29 protein-coding genes and 1 pseudogene are annotated in these 26,390 nt (G+C 63.4%); 16 read left to right on the top strand and 14 right to left on the bottom strand.

Features of this window, described 5'->3' with window-relative positions; all coding sequences use genetic code 11:
- Nucleotides 1–77: 77 nt before the first annotated feature.
- Nucleotides 78–1,757 (top strand): FAD-dependent oxidoreductase, encoded by a 1,680-nt coding sequence (locus ACYHH6_RS04440; protein ID WP_352583088.1) that lies wholly within the window; start codon nucleotides 78–80, stop codon nucleotides 1,755–1,757.
- Nucleotides 1,754–2,062, top strand: coding sequence for a UBP-type zinc finger domain-containing protein (locus tag ACYHH6_RS04435; RefSeq protein WP_352583090.1), 309 nt, complete (start codon nucleotides 1,754–1,756; stop codon nucleotides 2,060–2,062). Before ACYHH6_RS04440 ends, ACYHH6_RS04435 begins: the two co-directional genes overlap by 4 nt.
- 78 nt (nucleotides 2,063–2,140) lie before the next feature.
- Here ACYHH6_RS04435 and ACYHH6_RS04430 read toward each other — a convergent pair whose 3' ends face one another.
- The 5 genes from ACYHH6_RS04430 to ACYHH6_RS04410 all read right to left on the bottom strand — a co-directional run bounded on the left by ACYHH6_RS04430 (nucleotide 2,141) and on the right by ACYHH6_RS04410 (nucleotide 5,997).
- Nucleotides 2,141–3,211 (bottom strand): alpha/beta hydrolase, encoded by a 1,071-nt coding sequence (locus ACYHH6_RS04430; protein ID WP_352583092.1) that lies wholly within the window; start codon nucleotides 3,209–3,211, stop codon nucleotides 2,141–2,143.
- A gap of 87 nt (nucleotides 3,212–3,298) precedes the next feature.
- Nucleotides 3,299–3,682 (bottom strand): DUF1330 domain-containing protein, encoded by a 384-nt coding sequence (locus ACYHH6_RS04425; RefSeq protein ID WP_352583094.1) that lies wholly within the window; start codon nucleotides 3,680–3,682, stop codon nucleotides 3,299–3,301.
- A gap of 32 nt (nucleotides 3,683–3,714) precedes the next feature.
- On the bottom strand, nucleotides 3,715–4,551 hold the full coding sequence (locus ACYHH6_RS04420) for an SDR family oxidoreductase (protein ID WP_352583096.1): 837 nt from the start codon (nucleotides 4,549–4,551) through the stop codon (nucleotides 3,715–3,717).
- A gap of 130 nt (nucleotides 4,552–4,681) precedes the next feature.
- Nucleotides 4,682–5,575, bottom strand: a complete 894-nt coding sequence (locus ACYHH6_RS04415; protein ID WP_352583098.1) for a LysR family transcriptional regulator — start codon at nucleotides 5,573–5,575, stop codon at nucleotides 4,682–4,684.
- A gap of 230 nt (nucleotides 5,576–5,805) precedes the next feature.
- Nucleotides 5,806–5,997 carry a hypothetical protein gene (locus ACYHH6_RS04410; RefSeq protein WP_352583099.1) on the bottom strand — a complete coding sequence of 64 codons (192 nt, stop codon included), beginning with the start codon at nucleotides 5,995–5,997 and terminating at the stop codon, nucleotides 5,806–5,808.
- 117 nt (nucleotides 5,998–6,114) lie between these two features.
- Here ACYHH6_RS04410 and ACYHH6_RS04405 point away from each other — a divergent pair, with 117 nt between their 5' ends.
- Together ACYHH6_RS04405 and ACYHH6_RS04400 are read left to right on the top strand one after the other, a co-directional pair.
- On the top strand, nucleotides 6,115–6,411 hold the full coding sequence (locus tag ACYHH6_RS04405) for a type II toxin-antitoxin system TacA family antitoxin (RefSeq protein ID WP_352557893.1): 297 nt from the start codon (nucleotides 6,115–6,117) through the stop codon (nucleotides 6,409–6,411).
- A 36-nt stretch (nucleotides 6,412–6,447) separates the two neighbouring features.
- A complete protein-coding gene (locus ACYHH6_RS04400) occupies nucleotides 6,448–6,951 on the top strand; it encodes a GNAT family N-acetyltransferase (protein WP_352583308.1) in 504 nt (167 codons plus the stop codon).
- A gap of 43 nt (nucleotides 6,952–6,994) precedes the next feature.
- On the opposite strand, the gene ACYHH6_RS04395 is transcribed toward ACYHH6_RS04400, so the two are convergent.
- From ACYHH6_RS04395 to ACYHH6_RS04375, 5 genes are all read right to left on the bottom strand, one after another.
- The gene (locus ACYHH6_RS04395) at nucleotides 6,995–8,191 is read right to left on the bottom strand and encodes a trans-sulfuration enzyme family protein (protein ID WP_352583101.1); all 1,197 of its coding nucleotides are present in this window, start codon (nucleotides 8,189–8,191) and stop codon (nucleotides 6,995–6,997) included.
- Nucleotides 8,188–9,621, bottom strand: coding sequence for a pyridoxal-phosphate dependent enzyme (locus tag ACYHH6_RS04390; RefSeq protein WP_352583102.1), 1,434 nt, complete (start codon nucleotides 9,619–9,621; stop codon nucleotides 8,188–8,190). The genes ACYHH6_RS04395 and ACYHH6_RS04390 overlap by 4 nt, the downstream gene beginning before the upstream one ends.
- Before the next feature lie 573 nt (nucleotides 9,622–10,194).
- A complete protein-coding gene (locus ACYHH6_RS04385) occupies nucleotides 10,195–11,547 on the bottom strand; it encodes an FAD/NAD(P)-binding protein (protein ID WP_352583104.1) in 1,353 nt (450 codons plus the stop codon).
- Between the two features lie 16 nt (nucleotides 11,548–11,563).
- Nucleotides 11,564–12,040 (bottom strand): RrF2 family transcriptional regulator, encoded by a 477-nt coding sequence (locus ACYHH6_RS04380; RefSeq protein ID WP_352557898.1) that lies wholly within the window; start codon nucleotides 12,038–12,040, stop codon nucleotides 11,564–11,566.
- 438 nt (nucleotides 12,041–12,478) lie between these two features.
- Nucleotides 12,479–13,087, bottom strand: a complete 609-nt coding sequence (locus ACYHH6_RS04375) for a histidine phosphatase family protein (RefSeq protein ID WP_352583106.1) — start codon at nucleotides 13,085–13,087, stop codon at nucleotides 12,479–12,481.
- 218 nt (nucleotides 13,088–13,305) lie between these two features.
- On the opposite strand from ACYHH6_RS04375, the gene tauA reads away from it, so the two are divergent.
- From tauA to ACYHH6_RS04335, 8 genes and pseudogenes are all read left to right on the top strand, one after another.
- On the top strand, nucleotides 13,306–14,319 hold the full coding sequence (tauA, locus tag ACYHH6_RS04370; protein WP_352583108.1) for a taurine ABC transporter substrate-binding protein: 1,014 nt from the start codon (nucleotides 13,306–13,308) through the stop codon (nucleotides 14,317–14,319).
- Nucleotides 14,320–14,427: 108 nt separating this feature from the next.
- Nucleotides 14,428–15,195, top strand: coding sequence for a taurine ABC transporter ATP-binding protein (locus ACYHH6_RS04365; protein WP_352583110.1), 768 nt, complete (start codon nucleotides 14,428–14,430; stop codon nucleotides 15,193–15,195).
- Nucleotides 15,192–16,052, top strand: a complete 861-nt coding sequence (locus ACYHH6_RS04360; RefSeq protein ID WP_352583111.1) for an ABC transporter permease subunit — start codon at nucleotides 15,192–15,194, stop codon at nucleotides 16,050–16,052. The genes ACYHH6_RS04365 and ACYHH6_RS04360 overlap by 4 nt, the downstream gene beginning before the upstream one ends.
- 80 nt (nucleotides 16,053–16,132) lie before the next feature.
- Nucleotides 16,133–16,315 (top strand): hypothetical protein, encoded by a 183-nt coding sequence (locus ACYHH6_RS04355; RefSeq protein ID WP_352583113.1) that lies wholly within the window; start codon nucleotides 16,133–16,135, stop codon nucleotides 16,313–16,315.
- 340 nt (nucleotides 16,316–16,655) lie between these two features.
- Nucleotides 16,656–17,609 carry a sulfonate ABC transporter substrate-binding protein gene (locus ACYHH6_RS04350; protein WP_352583114.1) on the top strand — a complete coding sequence of 318 codons (954 nt, stop codon included), beginning with the start codon at nucleotides 16,656–16,658 and terminating at the stop codon, nucleotides 17,607–17,609.
- A 68-nt stretch (nucleotides 17,610–17,677) separates the two neighbouring features.
- The gene (gene ssuD, locus ACYHH6_RS04345) at nucleotides 17,678–18,847 is read left to right on the top strand and encodes an FMNH2-dependent alkanesulfonate monooxygenase (protein ID WP_352583116.1); all 1,170 of its coding nucleotides are present in this window, start codon (nucleotides 17,678–17,680) and stop codon (nucleotides 18,845–18,847) included.
- 12 nt (nucleotides 18,848–18,859) lie between these two features.
- Nucleotides 18,860–19,618 carry an ABC transporter permease subunit gene (locus tag ACYHH6_RS04340; RefSeq protein ID WP_352583117.1) on the top strand — a complete coding sequence of 253 codons (759 nt, stop codon included), beginning with the start codon at nucleotides 18,860–18,862 and terminating at the stop codon, nucleotides 19,616–19,618.
- A gap of 7 nt (nucleotides 19,619–19,625) precedes the next feature.
- Nucleotides 19,626–20,430, top strand: a pseudogene (locus ACYHH6_RS04335) (ATP-binding cassette domain-containing protein).
- Between the two features lie 33 nt (nucleotides 20,431–20,463).
- On the opposite strand, the gene ACYHH6_RS04330 reads toward ACYHH6_RS04335, so the two are convergent.
- Nucleotides 20,464–20,649, bottom strand: a complete 186-nt coding sequence (locus ACYHH6_RS04330) for a hypothetical protein (protein WP_162711955.1) — start codon at nucleotides 20,647–20,649, stop codon at nucleotides 20,464–20,466.
- A gap of 355 nt (nucleotides 20,650–21,004) precedes the next feature.
- On the opposite strand from ACYHH6_RS04330, the gene ACYHH6_RS04325 reads away from it, so the two are divergent.
- The 4 genes from ACYHH6_RS04325 to ACYHH6_RS04310 all read left to right on the top strand — a co-directional run bounded on the left by ACYHH6_RS04325 (nucleotide 21,005) and on the right by ACYHH6_RS04310 (nucleotide 24,313).
- Complete coding sequence (locus ACYHH6_RS04325; protein ID WP_434221202.1) at nucleotides 21,005–21,310, top strand: septal ring lytic transglycosylase RlpA family protein; 306 nt, start codon at nucleotides 21,005–21,007, stop codon at nucleotides 21,308–21,310.
- Between the two features lie 251 nt (nucleotides 21,311–21,561).
- Entirely contained in the window at nucleotides 21,562–22,839 is a 1,278-nt protein-coding gene (locus tag ACYHH6_RS04320; protein ID WP_352583121.1) for a polyhydroxyalkanoate depolymerase, read from the top strand.
- Between the two features lie 192 nt (nucleotides 22,840–23,031).
- Nucleotides 23,032–23,649: a transglutaminase-like cysteine peptidase gene (locus ACYHH6_RS04315; RefSeq protein ID WP_352583122.1), complete on the top strand. Its 618-nt coding sequence runs from the start codon at nucleotides 23,032–23,034 to the stop codon at nucleotides 23,647–23,649.
- A gap of 439 nt (nucleotides 23,650–24,088) precedes the next feature.
- Nucleotides 24,089–24,313 carry a hypothetical protein gene (locus ACYHH6_RS04310; protein WP_352583124.1) on the top strand — a complete coding sequence of 75 codons (225 nt, stop codon included), beginning with the start codon at nucleotides 24,089–24,091 and terminating at the stop codon, nucleotides 24,311–24,313.
- A gap of 65 nt (nucleotides 24,314–24,378) precedes the next feature.
- On the opposite strand, the gene ACYHH6_RS04305 is transcribed toward ACYHH6_RS04310, so the two are convergent.
- From ACYHH6_RS04305 to mltA, 3 genes are read right to left on the bottom strand one after another with little or no spacing between them, the layout of a single operon-like run.
- The gene (locus tag ACYHH6_RS04305; protein WP_352583126.1) at nucleotides 24,379–24,747 is read right to left on the bottom strand and encodes a helix-turn-helix domain-containing protein; all 369 of its coding nucleotides are present in this window, start codon (nucleotides 24,745–24,747) and stop codon (nucleotides 24,379–24,381) included.
- A 13-nt stretch (nucleotides 24,748–24,760) separates the two neighbouring features.
- A complete protein-coding gene (locus tag ACYHH6_RS04300; protein WP_352583128.1) occupies nucleotides 24,761–25,279 on the bottom strand; it encodes a Smr/MutS family protein in 519 nt (172 codons plus the stop codon).
- Complete coding sequence (mltA, locus tag ACYHH6_RS04295; protein ID WP_352583130.1) at nucleotides 25,276–26,376, bottom strand: murein transglycosylase A; 1,101 nt, start codon at nucleotides 26,374–26,376, stop codon at nucleotides 25,276–25,278. The genes ACYHH6_RS04300 and mltA overlap by 4 nt, the downstream gene beginning before the upstream one ends.
- Nucleotides 26,377–26,390 lie beyond the last annotated feature (14 nt).

Below are 26,390 nucleotides of genomic sequence, written 5' to 3'. Positions count from 1 at the left end.
AGGCCAAACCTGCCCTTCCGGTCAGGCTGCCAACAAACTGCTTCAAACCCGACGTCCATGACGCTACGCTCCCAACCATGGCCCCACCCGCCCAGCCGATCACAGTCACCCGCCGCGACCAGATGTTTCCCATCCTGGGCGACGCCGATATCGAGCGCATGCGCCGGTTCGGTGAGGCGAGTTCTTATGAAGCGGGCGAGCATATCGTCACCGCCGGCACTGTGGCGCCGGGGCTGATCGTCATCCTGTCGGGCGCGGTCGACATCACCCAGGATGTGGGGCCTGGCCGGCGCGAGACCATCGTCACCCATGGTCCCGGCAATTTCATCGGCGAACTGGCGCAGCTTTCGAGCCGGCCGTCGCTGGTCAATGCCGAAGCGAAAGAGCCGGTCGAGGCCTTCGTCATTGCCTCGCAGCGGCTGCGCGACCTGATGGTGCAGGAGGCCTATCTCGGCGAGCGGATCATGCGGGCACTGATCCTGCGCCGCGTCGGGCTTCTTGAAAGCGGCAGCAGCGGACCGATCGTCATCGGCCCGGCCGGCAATGGCGATACGCTGCGGCTGCAGGGGTTTCTGCGCCGCAGCGGGCAGCCGCACCGGGCGCTGGACTCCGACACCGACCCGTGCGCCAAAACGCTGATCGGGCATTTTCATGTCGACCCGCACCATCTGCCGATCGTGCTGTGCCCCAACGGCAAGCTGATGCACAATCCCGGCGACACCGAACTCGCCCGCTGCATCGGCCTGCTGCGGCCGATCGACCCCGACAAGGTCTATGACGTCGCCATTGTCGGCGCCGGCCCGGCGGGGCTGGCGGCGGCGGTCTATGCGGCGTCCGAAGGCCTGTCGACCATCGTGCTCGATTGCCGCGCCTTCGGCGGCCAGGCCGGCGCCTCCGCGCGTATCGAGAACTATCTCGGTTTTCCCACAGGGATCACCGGCATGGCGCTGATGGCGCGCGCCTACAACCAGGCGCAGAAATTCGGCGTCGAAATCGTCATCCCCGACGAGGCGAAGCTGCTCGGCGCCGCCGGCGACGCGCCGGGTTACAAGCTCGACGTCGGCGACGGCGAGAGCGTCAAGGCACGCACGGTCGTGATCGCCAGCGGCGCGCGCTACCGCCGCCTCGACATTGCCAATCTGGCCGAGTTCGAGGGAACGTCGGTGCACTATTGGGCTTCGCCGATCGAGGCGCGGCTGTGCGCTGGACAGGAGGTGGCGCTGGTCGGCGCAGGCAATTCGGCGGGGCAGGCGGCGGTGTATCTAGCCAGCCAGGTGCGCAAGGTGACGCTGCTGGCGCGCCGCGACAGCCTCGACTCCACCATGTCGCGCTATCTGGTCGAACGCATCAAGGCGCAGCCGAACATCGAGGTGGTGACCGAGACCGCGATCGAGGCGCTGGAGGGCGAGGCGGGTAACCTGACCGCGCTGCGCTGGCGTAACCAGAGGACGGGCGTCGAGACGACACGCCCGATCCAGCATCTCTTCCTGTTCATCGGCGCCGACCCCAACACCGACTGGCTGGCGCACTGCAATGTCGCGCTCGACGCCAAGGGTTTCGTGCGCACCGGCGCTGAGATAGCGGCGGACCAGATGGAGACCAGCCGCAGCGGGGTCTTTGCCATCGGCGATGTGCGCTCCGGCTCGGTCAAGCGGGTGGCGGCGGCCGTCGGCGAAGGCGCCCAGGTGGTGGCGGCATTGCACGCCTATCTCGCGCGCGGCGACGCCGCGGCAAATCAAACAGCCGGGAGACCATGATGGACGAATGCAGGCACACGGCAGGCATCAAGACGGTGACGCCGAGCGCGCTTGGCTGCGAGGAATGCCTGAAGAGCGGCTCGATGTGGGTGCATCTCAGGCTCTGCCGCACCTGCGGCCATGTCGGCTGCTGCGACGACTCGCCCAACCGCCACGCCACCAAGCACTTTCATGCCACCAAGCACCCAGTCATCGAAGGCTACGACCCGCCTGAGGGCTGGGCCTGGTGTTTTGTCGACGAGGTGTTCATCGACCTCGACGGCGACGTGACGCCGCAGAACGGCCCGATCCCGAAGTTTTTCTGAGGCGGCGCGACCCTAGGCCGGCCGTGTTTAGCTTTCCTCCGGGGAGAGCTGAACCGTCAAAGACCGGTGCCCTGTCCTCTAGGCCTCACCAAAGTGCGAGCTGAACCAATCCAGTACCAGCTGCGGGTTCTTGCCAAAGTAATTGTAGCCTTCGAAACGCTGGTCCGTGCCGTCGATCCAGAACAGTTTCTTGTCCTCCGAGGAGATGGTGTCGTAGATCTCCTGCACATTGGAGGGCTTGGTCAGGAAATCGTTGCGGACCTGGGCGACGAGTGTCGGAACCGTCACCGCCCTGGCATAGTCCATCGGCCAGACGTCGGCGAGGTGGAAGCCGGTCCGCTTGTGGAAGGCCGCGTCGAACCGTTCCAGGCCGTTTGCGATCTTCTGGTTTTCCACCGCTGTCTGGACAAACACCGCCGGCGACACCGGCTGCAAGGCAATCATCGCCTTGATATGCCTGAATTCCTCGGGGTGTTTCTTCATGCCGACGATCGTGGCATTCGCTCCGAGGCACCGGCTGTAAAGGGCCGTCTTCATGTCCTTGGTATCTGGCCGGGACTTGGCGTAGCGCAACGATCCGATCACGTCCCGATACTCCAACACGCCGTGGCCATTGACGCCGCCGCTGCCGATGCCGCTGCGGCCATGGTTGCGCATGTCGTAGGTGATGATGTTGTAGCCGGCGTCATGCAGTATCTTGTATTCCGGCAGGAAATTCACCTCGAAGCCGCCGAAGTTGGTCCATGGCTCCAGGTGCCCCGGATAGCCGTAGCGGTTGCAGGGCATGGGGTGATTGAAGATGAGCAACCTGTCCGAGTCGGCCGGAATGAACCAGCCCTCGACCGTCACCCCATCCATCGCCGGGAAGAATATCTCTTCGTAGTCCATGCCGTATTCATGCGGCCAGCGCAGAATAGGCGTGCGGGTCGAATGCGCCATCAAATCGGCCATGTCGTTGATGAAGTCTTCGGATCTTTGATCGGTCATGATTGCACCTGATGTCGTTTGATTGTCGGCAGCCTGCGCACCCGCGGAGGTGCCGGCGATGAGAGGGAGCGTGGCGAGTGCCGCGCCGGCTTTCAGAAGCTGGCGTCGGCTGCTCGATGGCGCGCCGTCCTGCTGAACGGCATTGTCCGGTTGATTGCCCATGACGAGTTCCTTGGTTTCTGCCTGAGAATTCATGTCGGCTGAGATTCGGAGCAGGGCGCGCCCGTCGTCGCCCCCCTCATTCACCTGTTACTGCTTCGCAGATACAAAACCTTCGGTGATGATGACCGAACCTTCGGTCGAAGCGGTACGGAACTTCCTGGCGGCGCTATATTCGGGCGAGTTGTAGAAGCGCCGCGCATCGGCCACGCTGGGGAATTCGGCGATGGCCATGACCTTTTTCGGCTCGCCTTCGACGGCGGTTGCATTCAGGTTGAAGACAATGATCCTGCCGCCGAATCTCGGAGCGAGCGGACCGGCGGCTTGCATGTACCTGTCGTATCCGGCCTGGTCCTTGATCGTGTAGTTGGCGATCATGTAGCCCGGCGGCTGGGTATCCTGCGCACGGACGGTTGCGGCAAGAGCGATGGTAGCGGCCGCAACTGTGGCCGCGCCGATAACAAGTTTCTTCATTTTGTAGTTCCTCTTGGTTTTGGGCGGCGCGACTAGAACGAGCCGTCGGTCGACCGGGACAGATCTCTGTAGGCGCGCAGCTCCTTCAGGCGGCCTTCGAGGACCGGTTCGAATGCCGCGAGCGCATCGCTGCCGGCGACGAACTCTCGCGGCGGATTTTCCATCCCGGCAAGCTTCACAAAGACATCGCCGAGCCTGGCCGGATCGCCCTGTTGCTTGCCGTCATAGCCCGACCACATGTCTTCGGCGCTGCCCTCAGCGGCGTAGTCCGCGATGGTGCTGGCGCTATATTTGGCGTTGCGCGCAGCGAGGAGATCGGTGCGGAAGAAACCCGGTGCGACCGCCACGATCTTGATGCCGAACTGTTCGACCTCCTCGGCCACCGAAAGCGAAAGCCCTTCGACGGCGAACTTGGCGGCGCTGTAGGCGCTGCAGTGTTTGAAACCCATTACCCCGGCAAGCGAACTGACGTTGATGATCCGGCCCGACCGCTGCTTGCGCATGATCGGAAGGACGGCGCGCATGACATGGATCACGCCGTACAGATTGGTCGAGATCAGCCCCTCGATCTCAGTGGTGCTCAGTTCTTCGAAATTGCCGAGCAAGCTGTAGCCGGCATTGTTGACCAGAACGTCGATGCGGCCAAACGCCTTCATCGACTCGTCGACCGCCGCCTTCGCCTGCGCTTCACTGGCGACGTCCAATTGAACGAACGCAAGCCTGTCGCCCGCGACGTCGCTAAGCGCATTACGGACCTTGTCGAGATTGCGGCCGGTCGCGACCACCCGATCGCCTGCCTTCAGGGCCGCCTTGGCGGTGGCGGCGCCAATGCCGCTGCCCGCACCCGTGATGAACCAGACCTTGCTCATGTCCAACTCCTGTTTTCGATAACAGGGAGTTAGGCCTTATCGCTCTATCTGATTAGCCGATACAATCTGCATGCAGTTAGAAATGGCATTTATAAATGGGCCGAACCTCGATTCGCCTCCCGACTTGCCATCAGCCCTTGTAGCGGAGCGCCTCGAGCAAGAGAGCGAAAGCCGGCGTATGCTGCCGCCGGCTTGGATAATAGAGATGATAGCCGGAGAATGGCGGGCACCAGTCCTCTAGGACGCGGATCAGACGGCCGTCGGCAACATACTTGGCAACCTGGCTTTCGAAAGTATAGACCAGCCCCAGTCCGCCGAGCGCCGCATTTACCAGCATCTCATTGTCGTTGATGATCAACGGCCCGTTGACCCGGACGTCGAGCTCGACACCGCCGCTTTCGAACTCCCAGGCATAGAGCCCGCCGCTCGTGCTCTGTCGGTAGCTTACACATTTGTGATCGTTCAGCTCACGCGGCGTTTGCGGGATCGTCCGGCCGGCAAAGTAGGACGGAGAGCCGACCACGGCCATGCGCACATCCGGGCTCACCCGAACCGCCACCATGTCCTTCTCGACCTGCTCGCCGACACGGATGCCGGCATCGAACCGGCCGGCGACGATGTCGGTCAACCCTTCATCGACGTTGATCTCGACGGCGATGTCCGGATATTCCGGCAGCAGCTTCAGCAGGACAGGCCAGAGCACCGTCCTTGCGGCGTGGCGGAAGGTGGTGATGCGGATGGTGCCCGCGGGCTTGTCTTGAAGCGCGGTGAGGGCGGCCAGTTCGCTGTCGATGTGATCGAATGCCGGACGCAAGCTGCGAAGCAGCCTTTCGCCGGCGTCGGTCAGCGACAGGCTGCGCGTCGTTCGCGAGATCAGCCTCACCTTGAGCCGCTCTTCGAGCATGCGGACGGCATAGCTGAGCGCCGACTGGGACAAACCGAGTTTTGCGGCAGCGCGGGTAAAGCTGCCTTGCTCAGCGACCTCGATGAACATGGCCAGCTCGCTGAAGTCGCCTTTTCTCATCCATAAATCCCGGTTCTAAATCGATGCGGATTATACTGCCGATCTGCATGACGTCCTCGGGTATTTCATCATCACCACACGCCACAGGATCGCGTGAAGGACAAGACTCTGCGGTTACTGTTTTGCATGCCAGCGGAGACGGGTTCAGAACGACTTAAATAAAAGCCCGGCTCATCCGGCTTTCATCTTCAAGGCTCGCCGTACAGGCGGCGGAGCAGATTCACGGCCGGCTATTTCACCGAGCCGGTGACGGTGCGGTCGATGGCGTCGGGATTGCGCTGGTTGCCGGCAAGTGCGGCGATGACCAGAAGGCTGGCGACGACCGGGACAAACAGGATGGCCACACGGGCCTGCACATAAAAAATGGTGCGCCATTCGCTGCGCTTTTCCGGGCTGTTGTCCATCACACTCACTCTTGCCATGCCTCCCCCGGCGGGAGATAGCGGCGAAGGGTTAAGCAAAGGCTTCCGGGTTTGTTAACGGGGGAGCGTAGCTCAGGCTATAATGACAATGTCATTACGATCTGCTATGCTGAAACGATGAAGCACGAATCTCCAACCGAAGCTTCCAAGCGAAGCACGCTGAACATTCGCATCAAGCCCGAAGAGCGGGGCCTGATCGACGAGGCTGCGCGCGCGCTCGGAAAAACGCGAACGGATTTCATCCTCGATGCAGCACGGCGCATGGCCGAGGATACGCTGCTCGACCGCACTCTCATCAAGGTCTCGCCGGAAGCCTATGCGGAATTCCTCGCTTTGCTCGATGCGCCGGCCAAGCCTGATAAGCGCTTGTCCAAGCTGATGAACGCTCGCCTGCCATGGGAGACGGGCGAATGAGCCGGATGGAACATCCAAGGAATGCGCGACGCTGTAATGACGCTGCGACCGCCAGAGCCCCTGGACCGCACCCATGACCTGTCCTCGTTTTCGTCCGGTGTGCCGGTCCTGGACGACTGGCTGAAACGCCGAGCGCTGGCCAATCAGGACAGCGGCGCGACACGTACGTTCGTCGCCTGCCGAGACGGCAATAGGGTTGTTGCCTACTATGCACTGGCGTCGGGCGGCGTTGCCGCCAGCTATGCGTCTGGTCGTTTCAGGCGCAACATGCCGGACCCGATCCCTGTCGCCATTCTTGCTCGCCTTGCCGTCGATGCCTCCCATCAGCGTCAGGGGTTGGGCATGGCGCTCATGCAGGACGCTGCGCGCCGGGTGATGAATGCAGCAGACACCCTTGGTATACGAGGCATCCTGGTCCACGCGATTTCCGAGGATGCGCGGGCCTTTTACACAAAGCTCGGCTTCAATCCCTCGCCGCTTGACCCGATGACGCTGATGATCTCACTGGCGGATTTGCGCCTAGCCGCAGACGACGACTAAACAACAGCTTCAACGGGTTCTTCGCTGCCAAGCAGACAGCTGCCTAAGCGCTTAGCGCCTGATCCAGATCCGCGATCAGATCATCGCCATCCTCGATGCCGGCGGACAACCGCACCAGCGAATCCGAGATGCCGATCGCTGCCCGCTTTTCGGCCGGAATCGAGCCGTGCGTCATCAGAGCCGGGTGCTCGATCAGGCTTTCGACGCCGCCGAGGCTTTCGGCCAGGGTGAACAATTGCGTACGTTCGAGGAAGCGTTTGGTGCCGGCGAGGTCGCGGTCGAGGTCGACCGAGATCATGCCGCCGAAGGCGTGCATCTGCTGGACGGCGATGGCGTGCTGCGGATGGCTGGCGAGGCCGGGATAGACAACGCGGCGCACGTCTTTTCGCGCTTCCAACCATTGCGCGATCTTAAGGCCGTTCGCCGAGTGCCGCTCCATCCTGAGCGCCAGCGTCTTGATGCCGCGCAGCGCCAGAAAACTGTCGAACGGGCCGGAGATGGCGCCGATGGCGTTTTGCAGGAATTTCAGCTGGGCGGCGAGATCCTTGTTGTCGCCGACGACCGCGACGCCGCCGACCATGTCGGAATGGCCGTTGAGATACTTTGTTGTCGAATGGACGACTATGTCGATGCCGAGCTCCAGCGGCCGCTGGATATAGGGGCTGCAGAAGGTGTTGTCGGCGACCGTCAAAACGCCCTTGCGCTTGGCGAGTGCTGCGACGCCTTCGAGGTCGACGATACGCAGCAGCGGGTTGGTGGGGGTCTCGACCCAGAGCAGTTTCGTCTCCGGGCGGATCGCGGCTTCGACGGCGGCGAGGTCGGTGAAGTCGACGAAGGAGACCTGCAGATTGGCAGAGCGCTTGCGCACCCGCTCCATCAGCCGGAACGAGCCGCCATAGATGTCGTCGGTGGCGACGATATGGGCTCCGCTGTCGAGCAGTTCCAGCACGGTCGAGATCGCTGCCAGCCCGGACGCGAAAGCGAAGGCGGCCGAGCCGCTTTCGAGATCGGCCACGGCGCGCTCGAAGGCAAAGCGCGTCGGGTTCTGGCTGCGGGCATATTCAAAACCCTTGTGCACGCCGGGCGACTGCTGGCCATAGGTCGAGGTCGCGTAGATCGGCACCATGACAGCGCCGGTCAGCGGGTCGTGGCTCTGGCCGCCATGGATGGTGCGCGTCGAGAAAGCCAGGCGGTTTTTGCCAGTTGATGATCCCGAAGAAGGGGGGGTGTTTGCGTTCATCGGGCGCGCCTCAAATGGTTGATCAGGTCGATACGGGTTATCAGGCCGACGAACTCGTCGCCATCGAAGATGATGGCGACCTCGTTACGGTCGAACACCGGCAGCAGCGCATCCAGTGTCTGATTGGCCTGCAGCGTGTGCAGATTGGAGGTCATGGCGGTGCGCACCGGGGCGTTGAAACGATCCCAGCGGCCGTCATAGGGCCCGTCGACCTTGGCTAAAATATCACTTTCATCGACGATGCCGACGAGCTTGCCGTTGTCCAGCACCGGCAGCTGCGAGACGTCGGAGCGGCGCATGCGGCCATAGGCGTTGAGCAGGCTCTCGTCCGGGCCGACATAGACCGTGTCGCCGGTGCGGTGCGAGCGCATGACGAGATCGCGCAGGTCGCCATGCTGCTCCTGTTCGGCCAGCCCCTGTTCGGCCAGCCAGAAATCGTCGAACACTTTCGACAAATATTTGTTGCCGCTGTCGCAGACGAAGGTGACGACACGTTTGGGCGTCGTCTGCTCGCGGCAATAGCGCAGGGCTGCCGACAGCAGTGTGCCCGAGGACGAGCCGGCGAGAATGCCTTCCTTGGACAAGAGATCGCGCACCGCCAGCATGCTCTGCTTGTCGGGGATGGAGTAAGCCTTCTTGACCAGCGACAGGTCGGCATTGGGCGGCACGAAATCCTCGCCGATGCCTTCGACGGTCCAACTGCCGGCCTCTTCCATCTTGCCGGTCTTGATCAGAGGCGCCAGCACCGAGCCCACCGGATCGGCGAGCACCATCTCGGTGTTCGGCGAGACTTTTGCGAAGTAGCGGCCAAGCCCGGTGAGCGTGCCGCCGGAGCCGACGCCGACCACCACGGCGTCGACATCGCCCTCGAGCTGCGAAAAGATTTCCGGGCCGGTGGTGGTCTCATGCGCCTTAGGATTGGCCGGATTGGCGAACTGGTTGGCGTAGAAAGCGCCGGGCAGTTCGGCGGCAATCTTCTCGGCCATGTCCTGGTAATATTCGGGGTGACCCTTGCCAACGTCGGAGCGCGTCATGCGCACCTCGGCGCCGAGCGCGCGCAGATGCTGGATCTTTTCGCGAGACATCTTGTCGGGCACGACGAGGATGATGCGGTAGCCCTTCGGGATGCCTACCTGGGCAAGGCCGAGGCCGGTATTGCCGGCGGTCGCCTCGACGATGGTGCCGGCACGCTTCAGCCTGCCTTCTTTCTCGGCCGCCGCGATCATCGACAGCGCGATGCGATCCTTGATCGAGCCGCCGGGATTCTGACTTTCGAGCTTGATGAACAGCCGGCATTTTCCGGTGTCGAATTTGGTCAGCTCGACCACCGGCGTCTGGCCGATAAGGTCGAGCACTGAGGCGTAGGGTGGACGCAGGCGGGATAACGCGCCGTCCGAACTGCCTGGCGCAGCTTTCCTGTGCTCGCTCATGTCGATGTGCTCCCTTGATCAAGCGACCGCCTCGGGGGCAGAGCGGCAGCGTAGCTTCTTTTCAAGCCGTTTGCAGGCGGAAAGAAGGTAGATCGTGCCAATCAACTGGCCAGAGGAGGAATGGAATTCCGCGAGCGGTTGCCCGGGGTCGCGATCGACTTGCGAGACCGGGAAACAGTCAGGGCACGCCTGGTGTGCGAGGCATTGGGCGGCTGAACGCGCGCGCTCTCTTTGATTTTTGACACACTCCCTGGGTAAGCGCTAACGCGCTTTGGCCGGGGAAAGCGCTCACACTTTTCCCCGGAATGATGTCCAGACGTCCCATTACGGCAGGGACTTCAGTCTTAATTGAGATACAGCTAATATATATGTAGCTTTGTCAGTGCGGGGCGACGATCCCAAAATCCAAGCCTAATCCCGCAATGGCCGGTGCGGTACGCTTTCAACCCAAGCATCCTCCGCACCGGCCATTCTTTTGCCTGCCGCCGGGTAACCCATGGTGCGATCGCGGAAGGCGCTCTCGGGTCGAGCCGAATACGGATCTGTCAGATTTATAGTCTTTCCGGAATCACCCTAGCCCAGCAATTGCTTGCTCAGCCGCGCGCACTGGACGCGAATATCCGGGATGGCATCGATCTCGAAGAAGGTTCCCCGGGTCAGCGGTCCGACGGCGAGGATCTTGGCTGAAACCGAACCGTCGCCGGCGATGATTTCGCATTTGGCTGAGACATCGAGGCCGAGCCGCAGCGGGTCCGGCCGCGCCAGGCCGCGGTCGACCAGCGAGCGCACGACGCTGTTCGACGTGGTCGAGATGTCCCTGGCGATGCCCGTGCAGTCATAGATGCGGTCGACCTGGAGCGTCTCCAGCGCCTGCGTGTGGCGCGACTGGATGTCGATGGTGAAGCCATCGCCCGCCTCGATGCCTACGACACGGCCGGCGACGGGCCGGATGCGGCCGGTGCGCACCGCCTCGGTGACGCGGGCATGCACGTCCGGCGCCAGGCGGTGGCGGTGGATATCCCACCAGGCCTTGGTGTGCTCGACGAAACGGCGCTTGGCCGAGGATGGCCAGTTCTGCCAGATCTTCTGGTTGAAGGGGCGCAGACCATCGACGACGTCGCGCCAGTCGATGCCGGCTTTCTGGTTTTCGCGGATCAGGTCGCGGAACCAGCTGACGAAATAGGACAATTGGGTGCCGAGCGGAATGTCGGCGACGTCGAGCTTGATCGGGTTGCCCTTGCGGTGCGGTGACGGCAGCAGGCCGCGCCGCGACACGGCGACGATCTCGCCCTTGTGGCCACGCTGCTCGAGCGACAGGAAGGCGTCGACCATACTCAGCCCTGTGCCCACCACCAGCACGCGGGCTTCAGGATCGAGCGCGGTATCGGCCTCGGTGCCCATGCGGATGGCGTGGCCCTGGCCGGCGCCGGGCTGTTCGTCATGGCCGGTGGCAAGCACCGCCAGATGCGCGACCACGCTGGTGCCGTTGGCGAGCGTCACCTCGACCCCGGAAGAGGTCGGAGAGATCGACAGGCTCTCCTCGCGGATCAGCCTGAGACGGCCGGTTTCCTTTTCCCGCTCTTCGAGTTCGTCCAAAAGTTCCTTGAGATAGCGGGCATAGACGCTGCGCGGCGCGTAGAATGGTGTCTGCGGCGTCTGCTCCTGGCTCACCAGGCCGCGCCCCTGCAGCCAGCGCCAGAAATTGCCGGGATCGTCGGCATAGGCGCTCATCCCGGCGGCGCTGACGTTAAGCACATGCGCCGACAGCAGCGTCGAATAGGCGATGCCCTGGCCGAAATGCGGGCGTTTTTCGATCAGCGTGACGCGCAGATCGGGGTGGGGCGATTTGAGGAGATGCGCGGCAAGCACGACGCCGCTGGCGCCGCCACCGACAACAATGATCGAATTGGTGCGCCCGACACTCATGTGCGCACGCTCAGGATCAGGCGAGGACCTTCTGCGTCAGCGGCAGGCCGTCTATGCCCCTCGCGACCGCAAGGTCGTCGAGGACGATGTCGCGCATCTCGGCCAGCGAACGCTGGTCGAGCACCTCGGCGATGGCCTGCCGGACCTCGAGCATCAGATGTCGGACTTGGCATGTCGCCTCATTGCAGTCTTCACAGCGCTGATACTGGGTGCGGCTGGCGCACGGGATGGGTGCCAGCGGTCCGTCGAGCACGCGCACGACATGGCCGACCTTGATCTCGTCGGCCGGGCGCGCCAGGCGATAGCCGCCTTCCTTGCCCTTGCGGCTCTGGACGAAGCCGGCATTGCGCAATTCGCCGAGAATGGCGTCAAGGAACTTCTTCGGGATGTTGTTGCCGCTGGCGATGTCGCCGACGAAGGCGAGCTGCCCGACCGGCAATTGCGCCAGGTGGACCAGCGCCTTAAGGCCGTACTTGCCTTTTTTGGTGAGCATAGAGCGAACGTTTCCCTGTCGGGCGATGGCTCAAAACCATCGGTTGCGAAACGCCTGACGTGCCTCCCCGCCGCGTGCAAGCTACTTCGACAGATAAATTCTAGTGACATGATATACAAGCCGAGAAACCTTGATTTTGCTTCGTTTTCACGCCGCAGGGGCGACTTTAGCAGGGCTTTGTGCCGTTAAAGGTCACAGGCTGGGCTGTAAAGGCAGGCGGATGCCGCGAGCGATCATGGTGGCAGAGTGGCCGCGCATCGTCTCCTCCATTCCTCAATGTCGATAAGATTACTATACTTACCCTCGAACCGGCGGAACGTGTTTTCAAATCGGCGGCTATTTACAGCATGGATTTGCTCAGCCAAGGCGCTGCGCGCAATCTCGTTCGCTGTCGGCGACCAAGATCGGTATGGGCGGGACGAATGCCCAATACTCCGCTCAGGACTGGGCGCCGTCGCCTTGCAACTGGTCAGACTTGGCGGGTTTGGCCACCGGCACCCCGCTCGAGCGCAACATCCAGCGATGGCCGTCGCTGCGGAAATCGGTGACGCTCAGCGGCTCGACATCGATCCTGCGGCAGGCCGTAAGGGGCGCATCGAGGACGTGAACGATGGCCGCGCGGATAACACTGGCATGCGTCACGGCGATGGTGTGGCCGCTCGTCCGAATCAGGTCGTCTAAGAAGCTCGCGGTGCGACGCGCCACATCGGCCAGCGACTCGCCGCCATGCGGAGCGGCCTCGGCATCGCCGAGCCAGGCCGCGACGCCGTTGGGATCAAGCGCCTGCACCTCCGCGAAACCCTTGCCGGCCCAGCGGCCAAAATCCTGCTCGGCCAGCAGCGGCTCGGCCGACGGTCTGAGCCCCATCGCCTCAGCGGTCTGCCGGGCGCGCAGCGCCGGGCTGGTCCAGACCCGGTCGGCACGGCGCAGGGTCATCGCTGCCGCCAACGCCAGGGATTGCGGTTCCAGCGCCTCGTCGAGAGGGAACGACCCCTTGCGCGTGGCGGGCGTTGCGCCGCTGCAGATCAGGGTCAGGCGTACCAGCATGAAAAGCTGCCTCTTTCCGGCCAGCCGGGCCGGCGGATTGATGGTTTGCGCCGGCTCTACACGGTCGCGTGTAGAGTATCACGGTTCATTGACGGGTATCGGCCGGTGGCTTTTTTCTAACAAGCCCGTCTTGCTTGGAAGGATTTAACTCTACAAGAACGATAGAATTAGCTGACTATGAACAGGCATCCGGTTTTTCTCATTTCATGGAGCCTTTCATGTCCAGCATTTCGCGACGCATTGTCCTCCTGTCGTCGGCAGCCTTGGCGGGTGCGGCCTTCCTTGGCTCGGCCCAGGCGCAGGATTTCAAGATCACCATCGGCTACCAGACGGTGGTCGAACCTTCGAAAGTGGCGCAGGCCGACGGCGCCTATGAAAAGGCGACCAAGGCCACGATCGACTGGCGCAAATTCGATTCCGGCGCCGATGTCATCGCCGCCGTTGCTTCCGGCTCGGTCGATATCGGCTATGTCGGCTCGAGCCCGCTGGCGGCAGCCGCCAGCCGCGAACTGCCGATCCAGACCATCTTCGTCGTCGGCCTGATCGGCGAATCCGAAGCGCTGGTTGCCCGCAACGGGTCCGGCATCGAAAAGATCGCCGACCTCGCCGGCAAGAAGGTGGCGGTGCCGTTCGTGTCGACGACGCATTACAGCCTGCTCGCCGCGCTGAAGCACGAGAATGTCGATCCGAAGTCGGTCGAGATCCTCAATCTCAGGCCACCGGAAATCGCCGCCGCCTTCGCCCGCGGCGACATCGACGCCGCCTATGTCTGGGATCCGGCGCTCGGCCAGATCAAGACGACAGGCAAGGTGGTGCTGGATTCTTCGCAGGTTGCCGCCTGGGGCGCGCCGACCTTCGACGCCTGGATCGTGCGCACCGACTTTGCCGAGAAGAACCAGGAAGCCGTGCGCGACTTCGTCAAGGTGACGGGTGAGTCCTATGCGGAATTCCTGGCCAAGCCGGACGCCTGGTCGGTGTCGTCGCCGGAAGCGGCGAAGATCGCCAAGATCACCGGGGCCAAGCTGGAAGAAGTGCCGCAACTGCTCAAGGGCTACGTCTTCCCGACGCTGGAAGAGCAGGCTTCCGACAAGTTCCTCGGCGGCGGCACGGTCAAGGCGATCGAGGCGGCGTCCGCCTTCCTCAAGGAGCAGGGCAAGATCGATGCCGTGCTGCCGGACTATTCGAAATACGTGTCGTCGAAATACGTCACCGAGGCCTTGGCTTCGAACTGACCCCAACACGCGCGGTTTCTTCTTCCCTGACGCCGCGTGTTGCCTGTCCCGGAGCCGCTAAACGAGGAGCGGTTTCGGGGCAGGCTGATCTCTTTCGGAGCCTGTTCCATGTCCCATCTCGTCCTAGACAAGGTCTCGGTTCACTATGACGGCCAGCCGGCCGTCGAGCGGGTGTCGATTGATGTCGCCAAGGGCGATTTCGTCGTGCTGGTCGGCCGCTCCGGTTGCGGCAAGACCTCGCTGCTCAATGTCGCCGCCGGCCTGGTCGAGCCCGCGCGTGGTGTAGCCACCATCGGCGGCTCACCGATCACCGGCCCAGGCCCGGACCGCGCCGTGGTGTTCCAGAACGATGCTTTGTTTCCCTGGCTTACGGCACGCGAAAACGTCGCCTTTGCGCTCCGACTGCGCGGCGTGCTGCAGGCTGAACGCGCGCGGCGCGCCGATGAGCTGCTCAAGCTGGTGAAACTCGACGGCGTCGGCGACAAGCGCATCTGGGAATTGTCCGGCGGCATGCGCCAGCGCGTCGGCCTCGCCCGTGCACTCGCCGCCGAACCGGAATTCCTGCTGCTCGACGAACCGCTCGGCGCGCTCGATGCGCTGACGCGCGAACGCATGCAGACGACGCTGCTCGATTTGTGGACAGCCGCCCAGGTCGGCGTGCTGATGGTGACGCACGGTATCGAGGAGGCGTTGGTGCTGGCCACAAGCATTGTCGTGCTGACGCCGGGACCTGGCCATGTGGTGCGGACATTCGAGACCGGCTTCAGCCGGCGCTATGCCTCAGGCGAGCCCATCCGCTCCATCAAGGCCGACCCTGCCTTTGCCGCGGCGCGCGGCGAACTGACCGACGCAATCTTCGAAGGAGAGGCGGCATGAGCGTCACCTCGTACAATGAGCGGCCGACCATCAAGGCCGGCGAAACTGATACCATCTCAGTGCCGTGGTCGCGGCCGCGGCCTAAACGCAGCTGGATCTCTTCCCGCGCGGTCAGCGCCGTTACCATTCTGGTCGTGCTGGCGGCCTGGGCGCTGTCGGCCCGCCTGCAGCTGGTGTCGCCGGTGTTTTTGCCCTCGCCCGCCGCCGTGTGGACCAAATTCATTGTCGTCGCCCGCGACGGCTTCGTCGACGCCACGCTGCTCCAGCATATCGTTGCCAGCCTCGGTCGCGTCTTCGCGGCGCTGATCGCGGCCATCGTCATCGGCGTGCCGGTTGGTCTGGCCATTGGCATTTCGACGGTCGGGCGCGGCATCTTCGATCCGCTGCTCGAATTTCTGCGGCCGATCCCGCCGCTCGCCTATCTGCCGCTGGTCATCATCTGGTTCGGCATCGGCGAGCCGTCAAAGATCCTGGTCATCGCCATTGCCATGCTGGCGCCGGTGGCGCTGTCGACGGCTTCTGGCGTGCGCGGCGTCTCGCAGGAGCGCATCAATGCGGCGCGTTCCCTCGGCGCGACCCAGCGCCAGGTCGTGCGCCATGTCATCCTGCCCAGCGCGCTGCCTTCGATCCTGACCGGCCTTCGCATTGCGCTCGGCGCCGGCTGGTCGACCCTGGTCGCGGCCGAACTGGTGGCGGCGACGCGCGGCCTTGGCTTCATGATCCAATCGGCCGCCCAGTTCCTGGTCACCGATGTCGTGGTGATGGGTATTCTGGTGATCGCGACAATAGCCTTCGTGCTGGAATTCATCATCCGCCGGATCGAGCGTCAGCTGGTTCCGTGGGCAGGACGCGAATGACAACAGGGCCCGCCGGTTTGGCCGGCTGCTTCCCTTCGCAGCGCGCGGACCACCGATCCCGGAACAGAAGGAGTGATGACATGACCCAATCCACAGCCGTGCTGTTCGCCCATCTCGGCAACTGGCTGCTCGCCTGGCGGGATAACCAGTTGCCACAGCCGCAGCCGAAATCGCCGGCGCCGGTGCAACTCGACGCCGAACGCGACCGCCTGCCGCCGCGCGACGAAGGGTTTTACTGGGCCTGGCAGTATTGGTCGCAGTGAGGGGTGGCGATTAGCGTCCCTCTCCCCGTCTCTATACGGGGAGAGGATGCCGGCAGGCAGGTGAGGGGCGGCGCCAAGCCTTTTTCGATACCTAGCCCTGAACGCAACCCGCCAAAGCCGGCGCTGCCCCTCATTGCCCTGCCGGGCATTTCTCCCCGTGAACGGGGAGAAAGAGGCTTGCGCCGGCTGTCTCCGCTTAGTCGTAGAAAGCAATTCCGCCTCTTCAACTCATCTCGCAACTTCATTCCTCTACTAAATTTATAGAACTACCTAGCCTTAGCCCTCATCCAACGGCAGGGAGCCCTTCCCGGCGCCGGTTCACAAGCGAAGGAGAGGGATCATGTTCAGCCTGACCAGACGCGTTTTCGGCCTCGGCCTTTTGGCGGCGAGTGTCGCCTTGTCCTTCAGTGCTTCAGCGCAGGAGCTGAAGCAGCTCAACATCGGCTACCAGAAGACCGGCCTGCCGGTCATCGCCCGGCAGCAGCAGGTGGTCGAAAAGGCGCTGAGCGACAAGGGTGTCGCGGTGAAATGGGTCGAATTCACAGCCGGTCCGCCGCTGGTCGAAGCGCTCAATGTCGGCGCCATCGATGTCGGTTACACCGGTGACGCGCCACCGATCTTCGGACAATCGGCCGGGGCCAACATCGTGTATGTCGCAGCGATGCCTTCCAATGGCGATGGCGAGGCGATCTTCGTCAAGCCGGCTTCCCCTATCCAGTCGGTCGCTGATCTCAAGGGCAAACGCGTCGGCGTCGGCAAGGGCACCAGCGCTCATAATCTTCTCGTCGCTGCGCTGGAAAAAGCGGGCGTCGGCTTCGATCAGATCACGCCGGTCTATCTCAGCCCGGCGGACGCCGCCGCCGCTTTTGCCAGCGACCAGATCGACGCCTGGGTGGTGTGGGATCCATTCTTCGCCATCGCCGAAACACGTTACCAGCCGCGTGTGCTGGCGCGGTCCAGCGACGTGCTCAAGGTCAACAGCTATATTCTTGGCAACAAGGATTTCGCCAAGGCGCATCCTGAAGTCGTTACCACGACGATCGCGGCGCTCAGCGAGGCTGCAAAATGGGCGGACGCAAACCGCGACAAGGTGGCCGCGGCGCTGCACGAAGTGACCGGCGTGCCGCTCGACGCACAGACGATCGCCGCCAACCGTAGCAAATTCGGCATCTTCCCGATCACCGACGCGATCATCGCCGGCCAGCAGGCGACCGCCGACCGTTTCTACAAGCTCAAGCTGATCCCGAATGCAGTGCGCATCTCCGACGCCGTTTGGACCGCACCGGGCAATTGATCTTTCTCGCGCGGCGCCGGGCGGAAACGTCCGGCGCCTTTTGCCGTTTCCGCTTTGAGGATTTCGCCATGACCGCTCCAGCCGCTCCGCAAGCCAGGCCACTCGATTTCTTCTGGTTTATTCCGACACATGGCGACGGGTCCTACCTCGGCTCCGAGCAGCAGCAGCGCCCGCCGGAATTCGCCTACTTCAAGGAGATCGCGCAAGCGGTCGACCGGCTCGGCTTTCCCGGCGTGCTGCTGCCGACCGGGCAGAATTGCGAGGATTCCTGGATCACCGCCTCTGGCCTTGCGGCGCTGACCGAAAAGCTCAAATTCCTGGTAGCGCTGCGGCCTGGCGTGACGCTGCCGACCTTCGCGGCGCGCCAGACCGCGGCGCTCGATCGCTTAAGCAACGGCCGGCTGCTGCTCAATGTCGTGGTCGGCGGCAATCCGACCGAACTTGCCGGCGACGGCGTCTTCCTGCCACATGACGAGCGCTATGCCCAGGCGCAGGAATTCCTGACCATCTGGCGCGCGCTGGTGTCGGGCCAGAGCGTCAATTTCAACGGCAAATACTACCGCGTCGACAATGGCCGCCTCGACCTTCTGCCGAGCCAGGAGCGGCCGTCGCTCTATTTCGGCGGCTCGTCCGAAGCTGGCCAGGAGCTCGCCGCCGATCTCGTCGACATGTACCTGACCTGGGGCGAGCCGCCGGCGCAGGTCGCAGAGAAGCTAGCTGCCGCGCGCAACAAGGCCGAACGGCGCGGCCGAAAACTGCGTTTCGGTATAAGGCTGCATTTCATCGTCCGCGAAACCGAGGAAGAAGCCTGGCGCGCCGCCGACCGGCTGATCAGCCATGTCACCGATGCACAGATCGAAAATGCCCAGGCGCGTTTTACCAAGGAGATGGACTCGGTCGGCCAGCGGCGCATGGCCGAACTGCATGGCGGCCGCCGCGACAGGCTCGTGGTCTCGCCCAATCTGTGGGCCGGCGTCGGCCTGGTGCGCGGCGGCGCCGGTACGGCGCTGGTCGGCTCGCCGGAGCAGATCGTCGAACGCATCCGCGAGTACCAGGCGATCGGCATCGACACCATCATCGGCTCCGGCTACCCGCATCTCGAGGAAGCCTACCGCGTCGCCGAGCTTTTGTTCCCGCGGCTTGGGCTGGGAACCAAACGGGCGCAGGCGCATGAAAACATCGCCAATGAATTCGCCGTCGGCTTCCATGGCGCCAACCGCCTGCAGGCTTCGTCATGAGTCTGGCCCTGCGTGAAACAGAGCGGCATTGGCTGGCTGTTGCCGGCGCTCCTCATCGCCGGCTGGGAGACAGCTTCCCGCGCCGGAATCATGCCGGCCAATGTGCTGCCGGCGCCGAGCGCCGTGGCCGAAGCCTTCTGGCGGCTGACGCTGTCGGGCGAGCTGATCCAAAACATCGGCGTCAGCACGGCGCGCGCGCTGGCCGGCTTTGCCATTGGCGGCTCGATCGGCTTTGCGCTTGGCCTTGCCAACGGGCTGTCGGCGCTGAGCCGCGGCCTGACCGACACGACGCTGCAGATGATCCGCAACATCCCCCATCTGGCGCTGATCCCGCTGGTCATCCTGTGGTTCGGCATCGACGAGGAGGCCAAACTGTTTCTGGTGGCGCTCGGCGTGTTCTTCCCGATCTACGTCAACACGCTGCTCGGCATCCAGAGCGTCGACCCGCAACTGGTCGAGATGGGCCGGGTCTACGGCATGGACCGCCGCGCGCTGTTCTTTCAGGTGATCCTGCCCGGCGCGCTGCCGGCGATCTTCGTCGGCCTGCGCTATGCGCTTGGCATTATGTGGCTGACGCTGATCGTCGCCGAAACCATTTCGGCCAGTTCCGGTCTCGGCTACATGGCCATGCAGGCGCGCGAATTCCTGCTCATCGACGTCGTCGTGCTGTCGATCTTGATCTATGCGCTGCTCGGCAAGCTTGCCGACAGCCTTGCCCGCCTGCTCGAGCGGCTGTCGCTCGGCTGGCACCCCGCCTTCCAGAACGCCTGAGGTATCGATGCCCGCCGCCAGCCTCGCCGCCGTCCGCTCCTTTGTCGCCGCGCCCGAGCCGTCCCGGCCGGCGCAAGCGATCGAAAGCCCGCGCGCCTTTGCCTTCAAGGGCGTTGAGAAGCGCTTCGGCGACAAGATCGTGCTCGACGGCATCGATCTCGACGTGCCGGTCGGACAGTTCGTGGCCGTGATCGGCAAGAGCGGCTGCGGCAAGAGCACGCTCTTGCGGCTGCTGGCCGGGCTCGACCGGCCGACCGCCGGCTCCCTGACATTCGGGCCGGAGGCGAAAGCCGGCGCCGGGGAAGAGAGCCGCTTCATGTTCCAGGAGCCGCGGCTGTTGCCCTGGGCCAGCGTGGTGAAAAACGTCGAGGTCGGGCTGACCGGCCTTGCCGCTGGTGCGGAAGCCAGGCGGCGCGCGCTCGCTATTCTGAGTGAAGTCGGCCTTGCCGACCGCGCCGACGAATGGCCCTCGGTGCTCTCAGGCGGCCAGAAACAGCGCGTGGCGCTGGCGCGCGCACTGATCGGCCAGCCGCGCATCCTGGCGCTGGACGAGCCGCTCGGCGCGCTCGATGCGCTGACCCGGATCGAAATGCAGCAGCTTCTGGAACGCATCTGGCTGGAGCAGAAATTCACCGCCGTGCTGGTCACGCATGACGTCGCCGAGGCGGTTGCGCTGGCCGACCGGGTGGTGGTGATTAACCAAGGCCGCATCGCGCTCGACCTCGACGTGCCCGTGGCGCGGCCGCGCCGGCGCGGCTCGGTCGAGCTTGCCCGCCTGGAAGGCTAGGATTCTGGACCAGCTGTTCGGGTAGTTCCTTGACCACGATCGCCCGGCGGCCGCCCACTCAGCCGCGCGAGCGGCTCGCCCATCCCAGTCCCAGCAGGCCGACCAGCATGGTGACGATGCCGATATAAAGCCATTGCGACTGGCCGGTCATGAAGCTGCCGCCGACCACGCCGAGGCCTTGCAGCGACCACAGCGCGCCTATGGCCAATACAATCAGGGCCAGCAGATATCTGAACAGTCTCATCGCCGAGATTCCTTTCCCAAGTCGATTGTCAATTGCGCCATGGCCGTGATGAAAGAGCGAAAGGAAGAGGTCCAGTCGCGCGTGTTTTTACTTGTATAATAATGCCTTATCTTGCTGAAGGTATCTGCAAAATCGCCCCGAAAGCCGCCTGAAATACCCCGGCGCATCGCGAAAAACCCCTGACAAACTGTTTCCCAGTGACTCCAAACGTGTGCCAGTGCCACGGAACCGCCAGATACTTGCCGCATTTCCTGCCTTATTCAGCACTTACCGGCTGGGGTCCGTAAAAGGAGCCTCCCAAGTGAACAAGAAGAACCAGACCGCGCTTGTCGCGGTAACGATCGCGGCTGGCCTGATGGTCGGCGTATCCGCCTCTTCTGCCGCCGGCCAATGCGGCCGTGCTTCCTGGTACGCGCTGCACTCCAGGACCGCCAATGGCGAGCGCATGAACCCGTCGGCAATGACCGCCGCGCATCGCAGCCTGCCCTTCGGCACCAGGCTGAAGGTGACCAACCAGAACAATGGCCGCAGCGTCATCGTGCGCATCAACGACCGCGGCCCGTTCATCAAGGGCCGCATGCTCGACCTGTCGAAGGGCGCCGCCGGCCAGCTCGGCTTCATCGGCTCCGGCCATACCTCCGTCTGCGTGGCGCGCGTCTGATCTGTCCAAGTCCGGCCCATCCGGGCCGGACGCATCTGCTCTCAATTTCCGACGGCCGTGCTTTCGCAGCTGCACATTGAGCCGGCTGGTCCCGTTCGAAGCGGATTCTCAAGGCCTTGGACCAAAGAATGGGATATGTCACGCCACGTGACGTATTGCATCGCAGCAATATCTTGTTAACCTCCGCGCGAGACATTCAAGGATCGGCGCTGCTCGTCGTCCCTTCGATCACGGCAGCTGCGGAGTACCTGATGTTCTACCAGCTCTATGAAATGAACCATGCCGCCCTGCAGCCCGCGCGGCTCTATGCCGATGCAGTGCGGCTGTTCTACACCAACCCGCTCAACCCGTTTTCGCACACGCCGTGGGGCCGCTCAGTGGCTGCCACCGCCGAACTCTTCGAACGCACGACGCGCCGCTACGGCAAGCCGCATTTCGACCTGAGCAAGACCGTGGTCGACTGGAAAAGCGTCGAGGTCAGCGAAAAGACGGTGTGGTCGCGGCCGTTCTGCAACCTCACCCGCTTCGAACGATCGGTGCCTGCCGGGCGCAAGGCCGACCCCAAGCTTCTGATCGTGGCGCCGATGTCGGGCCATTATGCGACGTTGCTGCGCGGCACGGTCGAGGCGATGCTGCCCTATGCCGACGTTCACATCACCGACTGGGTCGATGCCCGCATGGTGCCGCTGACCGACGGCCATTTCGACCTCGACGATTACATCGACTACATCATCGACATGCTGCATGCGCTGGGGCCCGACACCCATGTGATGGCGGTGTGCCAGCCTTCGGTGCCGGTGCTGGCGGCGGTGGCGCTGATGGAAAAGCGCGGCGATCCCTTCGTGCCCTCGACCATGACACTGATGGGCGGGCCGATCGATACCCGCCGCAACCCGACCGCGGTCAACCTCCTGGCCAAGGAAAAGGGCATCGACTGGTTCCGCGACAATGTCATCATGAACGCGCCCTGGCCGGTGCCGGGCTTCGGCCGCGAGGTCTATCCGGGCTTCCTGCAGCTGTCGGGCTTCATGAGCATGAACCTCGACCGCCACATCATCGCCCACAAGGACTTCTTCATGCACCTGGTCAAGCATGACGGCGACAATGCCGAGAAGCACCGCGACTTCTACGACGAATATCTGGCGGTGATGGACCTGACGGCGGAGTTCTATCTGCAGACCGTCGACACGGTGTTCGTGCGCCATACGCTGCCCAAAGGCGAGATGATGCATCGTGGCGAAATCGTCGATACTAAGGCGATCAGCAACGTCGCGCTGTTCACGGTCGAGGGCGAGAACGACGACATTTCCGGTCTCGGCCAGACCCAGGCCGCGCATGACCTCTGCCCCAACATCCCAGCCGACCGGCATGCGCATTACATGCAGCCGGCTGTCGGCCATTATGGCGTCTTCAACGGCTCGCGTTTCCGCTCGGAAATCGTTCCGCGCATCGTCGATTTCATCACCAGCTACGGTCGCCAGAACCGCGTTGCGGTCAAGCCGAGGCTGGTTCGCTCCGCCAAGGGTTGAGGCTCGACACAGCTGCGGCGTGCATAGCCTGCAGAAGCGGCGCGACTTCGCACGCCAGAGGCGTTCTGTTGCACAATAGACGCTGTCGGGCGAGCGCGGGTAACCATGCCGGAGAATCTATCTCCCCCCATAATTGACACGGACTGTAAATCCCCTTTAACCTTTCGTTAACAACAAGGGCGAACGGGGACAATGACTTCCTCAGCGATGGCACGGACGCTGCGCTTGTGTGCGGCAACAGGGCTGGCGGTTTTGGGATGCTGGGCGGCGCCGGCTTCGGCGGGCGGCGCCATGGCGACCGGCGGCATGACCTCGCAGCCGATCGGCCATTATGATTTCTGCAAGTCCAATCCGGGCGAATGCTCGATCCGGCCAAGCAATCTCAACCCGGCTGCGATGACCGACACCTTCATGCGCAAGCTGATCAGCGTGACATCCAGGGTCAACGCCACCGTCAAGCCGATGAGCGATTACGACATTTACGGCAAGGACGAAGTCTGGGCCTATCCCGACAAGGGCGTCGGCGATTGCGAGGACTATGTGCTGGAAAAGCGCCGCCAGCTCTCCCGCTCGGGCGTGTCGCTGGCCGATCTCCTGATCACCGTCGTGCGCAAGCCGGACGGCGAAGGCCATGCGGTGCTGACGGTGCGCACCGACAAGGGCGACTACGTCCTCGACAATCTCACCGACAAGGTGAAGATCTGGGACGCCACCGGCTACCGCTTCCTCAAGCGGCAGGCGATCGACAACACCGGCCGCTGGGTCTCGATCCGCGGTGGCCAGCAGGTGCTGGTCGGCGCGGTCCAGTAAAGTTTTAGCACGCCCATTCAGGCACGCCGCGTCGAAGCGGCTTCTCATGGCGCGCGCTTTAGCTGCTTCACATCATAGGCCAGCACCGCCCCTCATTGCCCTGCCGGACGTTCGTCATTCGAAAAGCCAAGCAGTTGGCTTTTCGTCCGCTTCGCGGACCATTCCTCAACTCCCCGTATAGTACGGGGAGAAAGACGCTGTCATCGATGATTTCGCCAATCGCCAACGTTGCAGAATAGGCGCCAGCGCGGCGGCCATTCACCTTCTCTCCGTTCACCGGGAGAAGGTGCCGGCAGGTGGATGAGGGGCAGCGCCGGTGTTGCCAACCGCGCGCCCGAACCGCCTTCCAAAGATTTTGCAGTCTCCGTGAACCAAATCGTCTCCGCCGGCGACACACAGCCGTAAACGAACCCAACCAATCCAACCAAGGAGACTTCAAATGACTGCTTTTCTGCGTAACACCTTCCTTGCCGCCGTCGCGGTGTCGTCCCTGGCCGGGTCGGCCTTGGCCGATCAGACCATCACCTGCTCCAACACCCAGACCAACGACTGGTGGGCTGGCCGTTGCTGCAGCGCCGGCACTGCAGATTGCCTTGGCCACGAGGGCCATGGCCGCGACCATCACGACAATGGCGGCCGTGGTAGCACTGCCGGCAAGAAGTGATGCAACGTCTCGCCGGCGATCGCCTCTGCAATTGAGGCGAACGCCGGCAAGCGCCTCATGCCATCCTATCCGGCACGCCCAAGTGCCCCCCGGATCGACGCAGTGATGCGGCGAAGCTCGGCTTCGTCCAGCTTCTCGATGTTCTCGGCCAGCAGATTGGCAAGTTCGGTCGCGGCCGGGCTGAGCCCCGACGTATCGAGCTTTACGCGCGGATGCGAGGCTTCGGCCAGCCGGGCCAGCTCTTCGGCATCGTCCCAGATGACGTTGAAATAGCCGATGATCTTCTGGATCAGCGTCCAGGTCGGCGCGCCACGGCGGCCATGTTCCAGCGCCGATAGATAGGCGGCGGAAACACCGATCGCCTGCGCCATGTCTTTCTGGCGGACGCCGCGCTCGGCTCGAAGCGCCCGCAGTTTTTCGCCGAATGGCGTCATCGGACCGACCCCATCAGCGCAGCCGCCTGAGCCGGACATAGAGCGCGCCCGAACCGCCATGGTTGCGGGCGGCATGGTCATGGCTGGAGACCAGCGGCCGGAAGGCGGGCGTCGACAACCAGGCCGGCACGGCTCGCCGCAAGACGCCGTCGCCGCCCGACGACGAACCTTTTCCGGTAATGATCAGGACATAGCGGATACCGCCGGCATGCGCCCGGTGTAGGAACGAGAACAACAGCGAATAGGCCTCGTCCTGGGTCATGCCATGCAGGTCGACACGGCCTTCGATCGGCAGCCGGCCCTTCTTCAGCTTGTCCAGCGTCGGCTCGTCCAGCGCATGCGAAACCTGTTGCGCTTTCGGTTTGGAGGCAACGATCGGGCCGACAGCGACCGGAGTCTGTGACGGCTTGGGGTCGACGACGATGTCTGGAATGTCGACCGCCATCCTTCCCTTCAATGGTCGCGCCGTGCGCGCCACCAGGTTCCACAACACCCGGTCGTCCTCGCTGAGCCTATCGGGGCGCTTGCTCATCGATTCGTCTCCGAAACGAGAGCTCTTGGAACCAGCGCATAGAAATCCGCCTCGTTGCGCACGACCCCAGCGATCTCGCCGGCGGCATCGCCTGAACCGGCGAAGAGATCGCCGCGCGCCGGTCCGGTGATGGCCGAGCCGGTGTCCTGCGCGATCATCAACCGCCGGAAAGGCTTTTTGTCGAACGCTGTCAGTGTCGGTGCATCGATGTAAAAGGGCGTGCCGAATGTGTGCAGCAGCCGGTCGACCGCGAGCGAGCGGCCCGGCGTCAGCGGCACCTTGGCGGCGGCGATCGGACCGAGTGCTGCATCATCGACATCCGCTTCTCGAAAGAAGATGTAGGAGCGGTTCTGCCAGAGGATCTCGTCGATGCGGTCGGGATGCGCCCTGAACCAGGCACGGATCGACTGCATGGTCACTTTTTCGAGCGGGATCTCGCCGAGATCGGCGAGGATCTTGCCTGGCCCCGTAAAACGCTGGCCGGATTTGGCGGCATAGGTGACGCGGCAAAGCCGGCCGTCGGTCATCTTCAGTCTGGCGGCGCCCTGCACATGGATGAAGAACGCATCGACTTTTTCTGCAAGCCAGGCGATTTCCAGGCCTTTGCAGGCCAGCGCGCCGCGCTCGATCTGGCCGCGGTCGAAATACTCGACCGGCCCCTGCGGCGTGTCACGGGCGAAGACCAGATACTCGTCCATGCCCTCGGGACGGTTGGCACCGTCGATGTCGATGAGATCGCTCGGTCGCGCCAAAAGCGGTACCGTGAATTCTTCCACGCGCACCGGCGAGGCCTCGACCTCCGGTTCGTAGAAGCCGGTGACCAGACCCGCATTTTCAGCCTGAACCTTGGCTGGAACGAAATGACGCTCGAAGAAATCCTTGGCTGCCGACCGATTCGCCGGCGAAACGGAACGCGCCTCGTCATAGGCCCCGGCGAATGCGTCGAACCGGACACCGAGCGAACCGGTGCGATAAGGCTTGGTCAGGACATGACAGGCCGAACGGCGGAAGGCTTCGAAGGCGGCAAGGTGATCGTCCGCAGCCCAGCCGGGAAGATCACCAAAGGATTTCTCGACGAAAAGGGACGATAGCGACACCGTGGCCCCGCCAA

The organism is Mesorhizobium sp. P171375, assembly GCF_057786075.1.
This window is presented reverse-complemented; position numbering and strand designations above follow the sequence as displayed.

Bases quoted from the DNA above. Each gene is read 5' to 3' on its own strand.
- ACYHH6_RS04410 (WP_352583099.1), bottom strand. From the start codon at position 5,997: ATGGCAAGAGTGAGTGTGATGGACAACAGCCCGGAAAAGCGCAGCGAA.
- ACYHH6_RS04430 (WP_352583092.1), bottom strand. From the start codon at position 3,211: ATGGGCAATCAACCGGACAATGCCGTTCAGCAGGACGGCGCGCCATCG.
- ACYHH6_RS04320 (WP_352583121.1), top strand. From the start codon at position 21,562: ATGTTCTACCAGCTCTATGAAATGAACCATGCCGCCCTGCAGCCCGCG.
- ACYHH6_RS04400 (WP_352583308.1), top strand. From the start codon at position 6,448: ATGACGCTGCGACCGCCAGAGCCCCTGGACCGCACCCATGACCTGTCC.
- ACYHH6_RS04415 (WP_352583098.1), bottom strand. From the start codon at position 5,575: ATGAGAAAAGGCGACTTCAGCGAGCTGGCCATGTTCATCGAGGTCGCT.
- ACYHH6_RS04405 (WP_352557893.1), top strand. From the start codon at position 6,115: ATGAAGCACGAATCTCCAACCGAAGCTTCCAAGCGAAGCACGCTGAAC.
- ACYHH6_RS04425 (WP_352583094.1), bottom strand. From the start codon at position 3,682: ATGAAGAAACTTGTTATCGGCGCGGCCACAGTTGCGGCCGCTACCATC.
- ssuD (WP_352583116.1), top strand. From the start codon at position 17,678: ATGACCGCTCCAGCCGCTCCGCAAGCCAGGCCACTCGATTTCTTCTGG.
- ACYHH6_RS04310 (WP_352583124.1), top strand. From the start codon at position 24,089: ATGACTGCTTTTCTGCGTAACACCTTCCTTGCCGCCGTCGCGGTGTCG.
- ACYHH6_RS04420 (WP_352583096.1), bottom strand. From the start codon at position 4,551: ATGAGCAAGGTCTGGTTCATCACGGGTGCGGGCAGCGGCATTGGCGCC.
- ACYHH6_RS04390 (WP_352583102.1), bottom strand. From the start codon at position 9,621: ATGAGCGAGCACAGGAAAGCTGCGCCAGGCAGTTCGGACGGCGCGTTA.
- ACYHH6_RS04350 (WP_352583114.1), top strand. From the start codon at position 16,656: ATGTTCAGCCTGACCAGACGCGTTTTCGGCCTCGGCCTTTTGGCGGCG.
- ACYHH6_RS04360 (WP_352583111.1), top strand. From the start codon at position 15,192: ATGAGCGTCACCTCGTACAATGAGCGGCCGACCATCAAGGCCGGCGAA.
- ACYHH6_RS04355 (WP_352583113.1), top strand. From the start codon at position 16,133: ATGACCCAATCCACAGCCGTGCTGTTCGCCCATCTCGGCAACTGGCTG.
- ACYHH6_RS04365 (WP_352583110.1), top strand. From the start codon at position 14,428: ATGTCCCATCTCGTCCTAGACAAGGTCTCGGTTCACTATGACGGCCAG.
- ACYHH6_RS04380 (WP_352557898.1), bottom strand. From the start codon at position 12,040: ATGCTCACCAAAAAAGGCAAGTACGGCCTTAAGGCGCTGGTCCACCTG.
- ACYHH6_RS04330 (WP_162711955.1), bottom strand. From the start codon at position 20,649: ATGAGACTGTTCAGATATCTGCTGGCCCTGATTGTATTGGCCATAGGC.
- tauA (WP_352583108.1), top strand. From the start codon at position 13,306: ATGTCCAGCATTTCGCGACGCATTGTCCTCCTGTCGTCGGCAGCCTTG.
- ACYHH6_RS04325 (WP_434221202.1), top strand. From the start codon at position 21,005: ATGGTCGGCGTATCCGCCTCTTCTGCCGCCGGCCAATGCGGCCGTGCT.
- ACYHH6_RS04300 (WP_352583128.1), bottom strand. From the start codon at position 25,279: ATGAGCAAGCGCCCCGATAGGCTCAGCGAGGACGACCGGGTGTTGTGG.
- ACYHH6_RS04305 (WP_352583126.1), bottom strand. From the start codon at position 24,747: ATGACGCCATTCGGCGAAAAACTGCGGGCGCTTCGAGCCGAGCGCGGC.
- ACYHH6_RS04440 (WP_352583088.1), top strand. From the start codon at position 78: ATGGCCCCACCCGCCCAGCCGATCACAGTCACCCGCCGCGACCAGATG.
- ACYHH6_RS04435 (WP_352583090.1), top strand. From the start codon at position 1,754: ATGATGGACGAATGCAGGCACACGGCAGGCATCAAGACGGTGACGCCG.
- ACYHH6_RS04395 (WP_352583101.1), bottom strand. From the start codon at position 8,191: ATGAACGCAAACACCCCCCCTTCTTCGGGATCATCAACTGGCAAAAAC.
- ACYHH6_RS04375 (WP_352583106.1), bottom strand. From the start codon at position 13,087: ATGCTGGTACGCCTGACCCTGATCTGCAGCGGCGCAACGCCCGCCACG.
- ACYHH6_RS04385 (WP_352583104.1), bottom strand. From the start codon at position 11,547: ATGAGTGTCGGGCGCACCAATTCGATCATTGTTGTCGGTGGCGGCGCC.
- ACYHH6_RS04315 (WP_352583122.1), top strand. From the start codon at position 23,032: ATGACTTCCTCAGCGATGGCACGGACGCTGCGCTTGTGTGCGGCAACA.